Below are 11,800 nucleotides of genomic sequence, written 5' to 3'. Positions count from 1 at the left end.
GCCTGCTCTCTCTCGCGTCGTTGCTGAGGGTGGGGACCGCGGGCGCGATCCACGCGGTGTCCAAGACCCACAGTACCTGATACTCTCGGTACCGTGAGGTGGGTCACACCCCTCGCTCCCTGCGCCCCGGCGGTCCCCGCCTCGAGGGGCGCCGCCCGGCCGGCCACTCGCGGACCGCCGGACGGACGACCAGGGACGACACCGACGTCGGGCACCACTGGAGGACTGCGTGATCAACGGCGACACGAACGGACGAGCCGGGAGACCCCGCACTGCCGTGCTCTCTCGCGACCCCGGACGCACCGCGCCCCCCGCCCCCGTGACCGACGGACGCTCGACCCGCTGGGACGACCACCGCGCCATCCGTCGCGCCGAGCTCGTGCACGCGGCCCGCAAGGCCGTCCACAAGGGCGGACCCGGAGTGTCCATGGACGAGATCGCGGCGGCCTCGGGCACGTCCAAGTCGATCATCTACCGCTACTTCGAGGACAAGACGGGGCTGCAGATCGCGATCGGCGCCTCGGTCGTCGGACAGATGCACGACGCCCTGACCCAGGCCGCGGAGTCCGCCGAGACCCCGCGCCGCGCGCTGCGAGCGATGGTCGGCGTCTACCTCGAGATGATCGCGAGCTCGCCCAACGTCTACTACTTCGTGACCCGCACGGGCGCGATCGCGGGCACCGACGGCACGGCCCGCACCGCCTCCGCACCCCTCGCGGCGTTCCTCGACTCCGTGACGCAGCTCGTCGCCCAGCCCTTCGCGCGAGCGACCGACGTGAGCCCCACCGACGCCGCCGCGTGGGCCGCGGGCGCCGTCGGATTCGTGCGGGGCGCCGGCGAGTGGTGGCTCGGGAACCACGACGGGCCCGACGCCCCCGACCGCGACGAGCTCACCGAGCGTGTAGCCGCCTGGCTGTGGGGCGGGCCGGTCGGCGTCATGGCCCGCGGACGGGGCGCGACGCCCGCCGCGGAGGACCCAGCCCCCCAGACCGACGACCTCTGAACCTCTTCTCATGGCAACCACCGGCACACAGGAGTCCCGATGACCACCACCTCAGACCGCACCGCGTCCCGCGACACCCGCGGCGACGGCGCAGCCACCTCCACGTCGATCCCCGCCGCCGGCGTCACACCCCCGATGCCCGCGGGCGAGGTCCGCATCGACGTGGCCGACCTGTCCCACCAGCTCCTGGGCCGCTGGGCGGACCTGCGGGCCAAGGCTCGCGCGACCGCCGGTGAGGAGCGCTTCCAGCGCATCGAGGGGCTCTCGCTCACCGAGCACCGCGAGCGCGTCATGGACCAGGTCAAGCAGCTCGTCGAGATCGGGCAGGTGCACCGCGGGTTCCCCACGCGGCTCGGCGGGCACGACGACGCGGGCGGCAACCTCGCCGGCTTCGAGGAGCTCGTCGCCGCCGACCCTTCGCTCCAGATCAAGGCGGGCGTCCAGTGGGGCCTGTTCGCCGCGGCGATCCTCCACCTCGGCACGCCCGAGCAGCAGGACCGCCTGCTCCCGGCCGCGATGGACGCCTCCGTGCCCGGTGCGTTCGCCATGACCGAGACGGGCCACGGCTCGGACGTCGCCTCGATCGCGACGACCGCGACCTACGACGCCGCGACGCAGGAGTTCGTCATCCACACCCCGTTCCGCGGGGCGTGGAAGGACTACCTCGGCAACGCGGCGGTCAACGGCACCGCGGCGGTCATCTTCGCGCAGCTCGTGACGAACGGCGTCAACCACGGCGTCCACGCGTTCTACGCGCCCATCCGCGAGACCACGCCCGACGGCGGCGCGGGGGCCTTTCTCCCAGGCGTCGGCGGGGAGGACGACGGGCTCAAGGGCGGGCTCAACGGGATCGACAACGGTCGCCTGCACTTCACGCACGTGCGCGTCCCGCGCGAGAACCTGCTCGCCCGCTACGGCCAGGTCGCCCAGGACGGCACGTACACCTCGCCGATCGACAGCCCCGGGCGCCGCTTCTTCACGATGCTCGGCTCGCTCGTCCAGGGTCGCGTCTCGCTCGACGGCGCCGCGATCACCGCGTCGAAGCTCGGCCTCGCGACCGCCGTCACCTACGGCAACCAGCGCCGCCAGTTCAACGGCGCCTCGGCCGTCGACGAGGTCGTGATCCTCGACTACGGCACGCACCAGCGCCGCCTGATCCCGCGCATCGCGCAGACGTACGCGATGCACTTCGCGCACGACCGACTGCTCGACCTGTTCGACACCGTGTTCTCGGGCGAGAACGACACCCCGGAGACCCGCGAGGACCTCGAGACCATGGCGGCCTCGCTCAAGCCGCTCAGCACGTGGTTCGCGCTCGACACGCTCCAGGAGGCCCGTGAGGCCTGCGGCGGCGCCGGGTTCCTCACCGAGAACCGGCTCACGAGCCTGCGCGCCGACATGGACGTGTACGTGACGTTCGAGGGCGACAACACGGTCCTGCTCCAGCTCGTCGCCAAGCGGCTCCTGGCCGACTACGGCAAGGAGTTCAAGGACATCACGCCCGGGCAGATGGCCCGGTTCGTCGTCGAGCAGGCCGCTGACGCCGCGCTGCACCGCACGCCGCTCAAGCGCGCCGCGCAGACCCTCGCGGACGTCGGCGACCCGCGCCGCGCCGTCGGGCACCTCAAGGACGTGGGCAACCAGCGCGACCTGCTGACCGACCGGGTCGAGACCATGGTCGCCGACGTCGCCGCGGCCCTGCGCCCGGCCCAGAAGGCCACGCCCGAGAAGGCCGCCGAGCTCTTCAACGAGCACCAGCACGAGCTCATCGAGATGGCGAAGGCGCACGCCGACCTGCTGCACTGGGAGGCGTTCACGCAGGCCCTCGACACGATCGAGGACGCGGGCACGCGCCAGGTCCTGACGTGGGTGCGCGACCTGTTCGGGCTCACGACCATCGAGCGCAACCTCGCGTGGTACCTCATCAACGGGCGCCTGTCCGCGCAGCGTGCGCGCACCGTCAGCGGGTACGTGGACCGACTCGTCGCCCGCCTGCGCCCGCACGCGCAGGACCTCGTCGACGCCTGGGGCTACGGTCCCGAGCACCTGCGCGCCAAGATCGCGTCGGGGGCCGAGCAGACTCGTCAGGACGAGGCCCGCGAGTACTACCGGCAGCTGCGCGCGAGCGGCGACGAGCCCGTGAGCGAGAAGTCGATCAAGGCCCGCGAGAAGGCCGCGGCGAAGGCGGCCGCACGCGGCGGCTCGAAGCTCGCGAGGCGCTGACGCCGTCTCGGTGCGGTCTCGGCGCCGCCTCGGTGCCGAGCATGCGGTTGGCGTCGGAATCGCGGTGATTCCGGACGACAACCGCATGGTCGAGCAACGACAACTGCATGTTCGGCCCGGCTACGGGCGCACGAACGACCTCGGACCGACGGCGGAGCGGTACCGCCACCGAGGGAACCCGGGACCCGCCCGCCCGACCAGACGACCACCAGCCGTCAGGTCGGGTCGGCGGGTCCCGTCGTGCGTCCGGGCGCTCGGACCGTCGCGTCGGTGGCGGTCTTGGCGCGTCGTCCGTCGTCGGCCCGACGGCGAGTCCCCGCCATTCCTGTTGACGCACCTCGCGGTCTTCGCCAGGCTGCACCGATGGCACCCGAGCCCGTCCGCGACGCCCCCGCGCCCGACGCCCCCGCGTCGGCAGGCACCGCCCCCGCACGCCCGACGCGCACCGACCTCTGGCCCCCGTCCGGGCTGCGCGTCGTCTCGGGGGACCTCGAGCTGCGTCACCTCGACGAGGACCTCCTGTACCGGCTCGCTGCCGTCGGCGGCGAGGGCATCCACGACGAGGGGTCCATGCCCTTCGCGTTCCCGTGGTCGCGCGGATCGGCGGTCGAGGTCGGCCGCAGCATCCTCGCCTACCAGTGGGGCGCGGCGTCGCGGATCGCGCCCGCGTCCTGGGCGGTCGAGCTGGCCGTGGTCCGCGACGGCGAGGTGCTGGGCGTGCAGGCCCTCACGGCGTCGGACTTCGTCGTGACGCGCACGGCGGAGTCGGGTTCGTGGCTGGGGCGCCGGTACCAGGGGGCCGGCGTCGGCACGCTCGCGCGGCTCATGATCCTCGAGCTCCTCTTCACGGGGTTCGAGGCCCGGACGGCCACGACGTCGGCCTGGGTGGACAACGGTCCCTCCCACGGCGTCACGCGCAGGCTCGGCTACCGGCCCAACGGCGAGGAGACGCTCGCCCGCGAGGGTAAGCCGGTGGTCAACGTCCGGTACCGCCTCGACCGCGAGGACTGGGATGCGCGCCCGGACGCGCTGCGCCCCGAGGTGACGCTCCACGGCGTCGGACCGGTCAGGGAGATGCTGGGCCTCGACTGAGCGACCATGCGGTTGCTGTCGGTCGAGCATGCGGTTGGCGTCCGGAATCCGCCGATTCTCGACGCCAACCGCATGCTCGGCACCGAGAAGGGGGCCGGGAGGCCGGGGCTAGGTCGTCGGGTTGCAGCGTGCCGCGGCCGTCGCCAGGAAGCCGACGTCCGGGCGCCACGGCTCCAGGTTCCACGTCGTCTTGTCGGTCGCGCCCAGGGCGTGGCAGTCGAACTGGTCACGCATGGTCCTGGAGGCGGCCTCGGGCTCGCTCGCGACGAGCTGCGCCCAGGCCGTCGCCTCGCCCACGATGCCCGACTGCCGCGCCCACGGCGTCGGGTCGACCGCGAGCGAGCGCCCGCCCTCACGCTCTCCCCAGGTCGCGCTGCGCACGCCCTGCGCGCCGAGCCACGTGGTCACGGTCCAGCCGTGCGCCGGACCGGCACCGTCCCCGGTCGCGCTCCCGGTGCCCGACGGCGCCGCCCCCCGAGCCTTCACGTGCACCTCGGCGCGGGTCGGCGCCACGACCACGACTCCTGCACGGCCCGCTGGTCCGGACGTCTCCGTCGCCTCCGGCGCCGACAACCCACCGAGCGGGGTGCCCGCGGCGTCGAGGACGGTGACGCTGCCGTCGCTGTTGCGCACCAGGGAGCCGTCGGCGGGGGAGACGAGGTCGATCGTCGCGGGGACCGCGGTGCTCACGACGTCGGTGCCGTCGGTCGTGCCGGTCGGGGTGCTCCCCGACGAGGCGACCGTCGCTGCCTCGTCCGAGGGCAGCACGAACGCGACGCGGCTCGACCCGTCCTCGTCCGGGGTGACGGCGACGGGCTCGCCTCCGGCATGGAAGCCGTCGGCCCCGTCGGCACCGCCTGCTCCGGGGGTCGCCCCGAGCGGCACCGTCAGCACGAGCTCGATCCCGTCGGCCGCCAGGGCTTGCGTCACGGTCGCCCGGTCAGATGACGGTGCCGTCGAGGGGTCTCCCGACGCGACCCCCTCGGAAGCCGCGGACGTGGGCGGGACGGGAGCGGCGCCGTCGGGCAGGGAGCAGCTCGTCAGCAGGACGGCCACGACCAGGCCCACCACCGCGAGGGTGGAGCAGGGGCGGCGAACGACGGGAGTCACCGTGCGAGGCTATCTCCGCTCGCTGAGGGGGCCGCACCCAGCCGCCGCCGTGCCGAGGAGCGGTCGGCCGGACGTGTTCGTGGACGCTCGACCCCACCGCTCCCGACCGCCGGTAAACTGGCCGCACCTGTGCAGCCCCGTGCCGGTCGCCTCCTCGATGACTCGCTCGTCGAAACGCGCCGGCTGGCACGCCACCCCGAGGGATTCGATGACCGCCCCCAGCAACGCCCCGACGCCCGCCGCAGCGACCTCCGAGCACCGGCCGCACCTCGACACGGTCGAGCGCGCAGCCGCCACCCCCGACGAGGCGCAGCCCTTCGCGGAGCTCGGCCTCAAGCCGGACGAGTACCAGCGCATCCGCGACATCCTCGGGCGACGCCCCACGGCCGCCGAGCTCGCGATGTACTCCGTCATGTGGTCGGAGCACTGCTCGTACAAGTCGTCCAAGGTGCACCTGAGCACGTTCGGCAAGAAGACGACCGACGAGATGAAGAAGCACCTCCTCGTCGGCATCGGCGAGAACGCGGGCGTCGTCGACATCGGCGACGGCTGGGCAGTGACGTTCAAGGTCGAGTCCCACAACCACCCGAGCTTCGTCGAGCCCTACCAGGGTGCGGCGACCGGTGTCGGCGGGATCGTGCGCGACATCATCTCGATGGGTGCGCGCCCCGTGGCCGTCATGGACCAGCTGCGCTTCGGTGCGGTCGACCACCCGGACACGGCGCGCGTCGTGCACGGCGTCGTCTCGGGTGTCGGCGGCTACGGCAACTCCCTGGGCCTGCCGAACATCGGCGGCGAGCTCGTGTTCGACTCCTCGTACCAGGGCAACCCGCTCGTCAACGCGCTGTGCATCGGCGTGCTGCGCCACGAGGACATCCACCTCGCCAACGCCTCGGGCGTCGGCAACAAGGTCGTCCTGTTCGGTGCGCGCACGGGCGGCGACGGCATCGGTGGCGCCTCGATCCTCGCGTCCGAGACCTTCGAGGACGGCGTCCCCGCCAAGCGCCCCTCGGTCCAGGTGGGCGACCCCTTCATGGAGAAGGTCCTCATCGAGTGCTGCCTCGAGCTCTACGCGGCACGCGTCGTCGAGGGCATCCAGGACCTCGGCGCGGCCGGCATCTCGTGCGCCACCTCGGAGCTCGCCTCGAACGGTGACGGCGGCATGCACGTCGAGCTCGACTCGGTCCTGCTGCGCGACCCGTCGCTCAACGCCGGCGAGATCCTCATGTCGGAGTCGCAGGAGCGCATGATGGCGGTCGTCGCGCCCGACAAGCTCGACGAGTTCCTCGCCATCACGAGCAAGTGGGACGTCGAGACGTCCGTCATCGGCGAGGTCACCGGCACCGGCCGCCTCACGATCGACCACCAGGGCGAGCGCATCGTCGACGTCGACCCGCGCTCGGTCGCCCACGAGGGCCCCACGTACCACCGCCCCTACGCGCGCCCCACCTGGATGGACGGCCTCAACGCCGACACCGTCGTGGCTGCGGCGCTGGCACGTCCCGAGACGGCCGACGAGCTCCGCGCGACCGCGCTGCGCCTGCTCGGCTCGCCCAACCTCGCGTCGAAGGAGTGGGTCACCAACCAGTACGACCGCTTCGTCCAAGGCAACACGGCCCTCGCCCAGCCCGACGACGGCGGCGTGATCCGCGTCGACGAGAGCACGGGACTCGGGGTCGCGCTCGCGACCGACGCCAACGGCCGCTACGCCAAGCTCGACCCGCGCACGGGCGCCCAGCTCGCGCTCGCCGAGGCGTACCGCAACGTCGCCACGACCGGCGCGCGCCCGCTCGCCATCACCGACTGCCTCAACTTCGGCTCGCCCGAGGACCCCGACTCCATGTGGCAGCTCGTCGAGGCCATCGAAGGCCTGGCCGACGCGTGCCAGACCCTCGGCGTCCCCGTCACGGGCGGCAACGTCTCGCTCTACAACGGCACGGGCGAGCCCGGTCAGATCGACTCCTCGATCCACCCGACGCCCGTCGTCGGAGTCCTCGGCGTGCTCGACGACGTCGCGCACGCCACCGGGTCCGGCTGGCGCGAGGCCGGGGAGGCCATCTACCTCCTCGGCACGACCCGCCCCGAGCTCGACGGCTCCGCCTGGGCCGACGTCGTCCACCAGCACCTCGGCGGCGTGCCCCCGCAGGTCGACCTCGCGGCCGAGCGTGCCCTGGCCGAGGTCCTCGTCAACGCCAGCCGTGACGACCTGGTCTCCGCCGCGCACGACCTCTCCGAGGGCGGCCTGGTCCAGGGCCTCCTCGAGGCGTCCCTGCGCTTCGGCACCGGCGCCAAGGTCTCGATCGACGCCCTCGCCGCGCGCGACGGCGTCACCCCGTTCGAGGCCCTGTTCTCCGAGTCGACGGCCCGCGCGCTCGTCGCCGTGCCGCGTGGCGAGGAGACCAAGCTGGTCGACGCGTGCGTCGCGCGCGGCGTGCCCGTCCTCAAGATCGGCGAGACCGGCACCGAGCCCGCCGAGGTCACCGAGACCGGGGAGTCGCTCGAGATCGAGGGCATCTTCACGATCCCGCTGAGCGAGGCCGACCAGGTGTTCCGCGCGACGCTGCCGGGGATCTTCGGCTGATTCGCTGCTGATCCGCTGCTGAGCCGCCGACGGGGCGGGGCGCCATGAGACCTGGTCTCGGCGCCCCGCCCCGTCGCCGTTCGCGAGATGCGGCCAACCGGGGTCCGGAACCGTCCCCGACCCCAGTTGGCCGCATCTCGCGGCGCACCTCCTCGTCGTGAGCGCCGTTCACAGGATCCCTCCGCACGTTGCACGGGGTCTGCCCGTCACCAGGGACCGATCGGCCCAGAACAGCGCGAACCGGTCTATAGGGTCGCTGCATGACAGGGGACAGCAGCACCGCAGGGGACACCGGTGCGTTGGTGGAGGAGTCACCGACCACCCTGCCCGACGGCGCCCCCGCCCCCGCGACCCGGCCTCGCCCGGGTGGGCGCGCCGTCGGGCTGGCGCTGTGGGTCCTGGGCGGGGTGGTCCTGGCCATGACGCTCGTGCGCGCCGTCCCGTACGACGGCGTCACGCCCGTCGCGCAGCTCGTGTCCCTCACGCCGTGGGTCGTCCCGCTCGCGCTGCTCGTGGCCCCGGCGGCCCTGGTCCTGAGGCGCCGGCTGCTCGCGATGCTGTGCGGGGTCGCGCTCGTGGCGCAGGTCGCGTGGGTCGCGCCGTTCTTCGTGCCCGGGCAGGGCATCGAGACGGACGCCCGGGGGACGCTGCGGGTGCTGACGGTCAACGCGTACTTCGGGCAGGCCGACGCCGACGCCGTCGTGCGGATGGTCCACGAGCAGGACGCGGACGTGCTCGCGGTCGTCGAGCTCACGGCCGCCTTCCACGACCGTCTCGAGGCCGCGGGGATCGAGGCCGTCATGCCGCACCACGTCGACGCCAAGGTGGGCACGGGCTCGCCCGGGAGCGGCCTGTGGAGCAGGTCCGCGCTGGCCGACCCCGACACGAGCGAATGGAGCACGTTCGCCATGCCCGCAGCCACGGTCGACGTGGACGGTACGCCCGTGCGCGTGACCGCCGTCCACCCCGTCCCGCCGCTGCCCGAGATCACGGACGTGTGGCACCAGGAGATGGCCGACCTCGCCCGGCGCGCGCACGACGAGCCCCTGCCGCAGGTGCTGCTGGGCGACTTCAACTCGACGTACGACCACGCGTCGTTCCGCGCGGTCCTCGGCGACCGCTTCCGCGACGCGACGCGCACGGCCGGGCACGGCCTGAACCTGTCGTGGCCCGTGGGGGAGCGGGCCCCGACGTTCCTCGACCTCGACCACGTCGTGGTCGACGAGGGCATGCGGGTCGACGACCTCGACTCGCTCGTCGTCCCCGGCTCGGACCACCGCGCGCTCGCGGTCACGGTCCAGGTGGCACCGTGAGCGTCGCCGCGCCGATGACCACCGATCACCTGGCGATCCTGGCGACCGTGCAGGTCAGGCCCTAGGTTGGTGGCATGAGCGACGACGACACCGCCACCACGTACGAGGCTCGGCTGCGCGACCTCCTCGAGCACCGCATGGAATCTGGCCGCGTCCTGGCCGAGCGCGCCGAGCAGGTCGCAGCCGCCAAGACGGCGCTCGAGGAGGCCGAGCGCGAGTACGCGGCGGCGTTCTCCGACGCGCTCAGTGCGGGCTGGACCGAGGCCGAGCTGCGCAAGGTCTTCAAGTCCCTCGGCGTCCCCGTGCCGACGCGCCCACGCCGCAGCAAGAGCACGGGCGTCAAGGCGCAGCCGCCGGTGCCCAAGCCGCCCGTCGTGACGGCGTTGGCCCGCCGCCACGACGACACCGAGGTCATCGACGTCATCACGGCCTGAGCACGGTTCACCTGCAGGTTCGGCTCAGCGGGATCCGGTCCCGCTCAGCGCGGTGCTCCCGGTCAGCCGGGGCTGCGCCGCAGACGCGTCGACGCCGGACGCCGGCCGAAGGCTGGCGTCACTCCTCACGGAACCCCGTGCCGCGTTCGGCGAGCTCCTCGCCCAGGATGCGGATCGCCCGGGGCCCGACGCCGTGGATCGCGAGCAGCTCGGTGGTGGTCGCGCGAGTGAGGTCCTCGTAGCGCGTGTACCCGTGGTGCGCGAGCTCGCGCGTCGCGACCTTGCCGATGCGCGGCGTGAGGTCGCTGGGTGGGGTGGCGGCGCGGTCGTCGGTCATGGCCCTGACCCTCTCGATCGTGTCCGCCTCGTCGGCGGACTTGTCGTCGCGGTAGCGCAGCACGCGCGCGAAGCGCAGCGCGAGCCCGCCCGGGTACCGCGTGGAGCGTTGGAGCCCGTCGAACGCGATCTCGACGACCTGCTCGGGCCGCAGCGTCACGGTCCAGCCGTCGTCCGAGGCCTCGAGCTCGCGGAACCGCTCGGTCTGCCAGCGCAGCATCTCGTCGGTCATCCCCTTGAACGTCTTGCCGAGCATCGTGAAGCCACCCGTCGACGGGTCGCGGGCGCCCAGATGGATGTTGGACAGCAGCCCCGTCCGGCGCCCCGACCCCCGCTCGACCGCGAGCACCACGAGGTCGAGCGTGTGCCGCGGCTTGACCTTGACCCACCCGGCTCCGCGGCGCCCGGCGGAGTACGGCGCGTCGAGCGACTTCACGACCACGCCCTCCTGTCCCTCGCGCACGGCCTCGGCGAAGAACTCCTCGGCGGCCCCGGGGGACGCGGTCGTCAGACGACGGACCGTGAACGACCCCGCGACCCGGTCGAGCACGTCGAGACGCTCGTGCAGCGGGGCGTCGATCAGGTCGTCGCCGTCGGCGTGCAGCACGTCGAAGAAGTACGGGCGGAGCGCGAGCGCCCCCGCGAGCGCGGTCTCGTCCGCTCCGCTCGCCGCGGGGGCGTCGCGTGTGGCCGACCGGGCGGCCGTCTCCTGGAAGGGCCGGGCCACCCCGTCCGGCCCGACGACGAGCGCCTCACCGTCGAGCACGAACCGCTCCGAGGCCAGCGACCGCGCATCCGCGACGATCTCCGGGACGCGCGAGGTGATGTCGTCGAGCGAGCGCGTGAACACGCGCACCTCGTCCCCGTCCCGGTGGACCTGGATGCGGATGCCGTCGAGCTTCACGTCGACCGACACCCTGTGGCCCGGGTCGTCCGCGCCGGGCGGCACCCCGAGCCTGTCGAACGCCGATGCCACGTCGGGGGCCGACTGCGCGAGCATGGGTCGCACGGGGCGACCCACCTCGAGGCCGAACCCGGCCAGGGCGGCGAGCGCCGCCGTCGGGCCTGGTGCTTCGAGGGCTGCGCGCGCGACCGGACCCGTCGCCCCGCGCAGCATGACCGCACGACGCACCGCGTCGACCGGGACGCCCGCAGCCTCCGCGACCGCGTCCACGACCAGCGCGTCGAGCGCGCCCTGTCGCAGGTCGCCCGCGACCAGGCCGCGCAGGAACGGCTGCTCGCGCTCGGTCGCCGCCGCGAACAGCGCCGTGGACGCCGCGGACCGGGCAGCGTCCGAGCCGGGACCCGAGAGCGCCGCCATCTCCTCGAACGTCGCGTCGACCGCCTCGACCGTGAGCGTCGGGAGCTCGGCGGGCGGGGGCAGCGCGCGCAACGACGCCCAGCCGAGCCCCGTGCGCCGCTGCCGCAGCTCGCCCGCGAGGTAGGACACGACGATCTCGACGTCGTCACCTGACGACCGGGCCTCGCCCGTCGCGGCCCGACGCAGCAGATCGGCCAACGCCGCACGCTTGGCGAGGCGCGAGCGGGTGGCGGCGACGGCGTCGGACGTGGCGGCGACCTCGGCGAGCAGCATGCCTCATCCTCGCGCCACCCCGCCCGGCACGCTCGGCCAGCCCGACGACGGCGCCCGGCCCTGCGGACCACCTCACCCCCGGGCTACGCTGCCCGGAGGCGTCGACGAAGGAGT

Annotated in this window: 8 protein-coding genes; 6 read left to right on the top strand and 2 right to left on the bottom strand. The window is 73.5% G+C overall.

Annotated elements, in window-relative coordinates; all coding sequences use genetic code 11:
- Positions 1–319: 319 nt before the first annotated feature.
- From IE95_RS0107595 to IE95_RS0107580, 3 genes are all read left to right on the top strand, one after another.
- Positions 320–1,003 (top strand): TetR/AcrR family transcriptional regulator, encoded by a 684-nt coding sequence (locus IE95_RS0107595; RefSeq protein WP_036571585.1) that lies wholly within the window; start codon positions 320–322, stop codon positions 1,001–1,003.
- Positions 1,004–1,042: 39 nt separating this feature from the next.
- The gene (locus IE95_RS0107590) at positions 1,043–3,226 is read left to right on the top strand and encodes an acyl-CoA dehydrogenase family protein (protein WP_051702870.1); all 2,184 of its coding nucleotides are present in this window, start codon (positions 1,043–1,045) and stop codon (positions 3,224–3,226) included.
- Between the two features lie 363 nt (positions 3,227–3,589).
- A complete protein-coding gene (locus IE95_RS0107580) occupies positions 3,590–4,318 on the top strand; it encodes a GNAT family N-acetyltransferase (RefSeq protein WP_084689948.1) in 729 nt (242 codons plus the stop codon).
- Positions 4,319–4,426: 108 nt separating this feature from the next.
- Here IE95_RS0107580 and IE95_RS19520 read toward each other — a convergent pair whose 3' ends face one another.
- Complete coding sequence (locus IE95_RS19520; protein ID WP_084689947.1) at positions 4,427–5,428, bottom strand: DUF2599 domain-containing protein; 1,002 nt, start codon at positions 5,426–5,428, stop codon at positions 4,427–4,429.
- Positions 5,429–5,636: 208 nt separating this feature from the next.
- Here IE95_RS19520 and purL point away from each other — a divergent pair, with 208 nt between their 5' ends.
- The 3 genes from purL (at position 5,637) to IE95_RS0107550 (ending at position 9,756) form a co-directional block, all read left to right on the top strand.
- Positions 5,637–8,009, top strand: a complete 2,373-nt coding sequence (gene purL / locus IE95_RS18750; protein WP_036571463.1) for a phosphoribosylformylglycinamidine synthase subunit PurL — start codon at positions 5,637–5,639, stop codon at positions 8,007–8,009.
- A gap of 260 nt (positions 8,010–8,269) precedes the next feature.
- A complete protein-coding gene (locus IE95_RS0107555; protein WP_129429505.1) occupies positions 8,270–9,322 on the top strand; it encodes an endonuclease/exonuclease/phosphatase family protein in 1,053 nt (350 codons plus the stop codon).
- 74 nt (positions 9,323–9,396) lie between these two features.
- On the top strand, positions 9,397–9,756 hold the full coding sequence (locus IE95_RS0107550) for a hypothetical protein (protein WP_030151018.1): 360 nt from the start codon (positions 9,397–9,399) through the stop codon (positions 9,754–9,756).
- Between the two features lie 118 nt (positions 9,757–9,874).
- Here IE95_RS0107550 and IE95_RS0107545 read toward each other — a convergent pair whose 3' ends face one another.
- Positions 9,875–11,686, bottom strand: coding sequence for an ATP-dependent DNA ligase (locus IE95_RS0107545; protein WP_084689946.1), 1,812 nt, complete (start codon positions 11,684–11,686; stop codon positions 9,875–9,877).
- Positions 11,687–11,800 lie beyond the last annotated feature (114 nt).

The sequence above is a fragment of the Oerskovia turbata genome (genome assembly GCF_000718325.1).
Classification (GTDB): Bacteria; Actinomycetota; Actinomycetes; order Actinomycetales; family Cellulomonadaceae; genus Oerskovia; species Oerskovia turbata.
The sequence above is the reverse complement of the archived record's forward strand: the minus strand, read 5'-3'. Positions and strand labels throughout refer to the sequence as shown.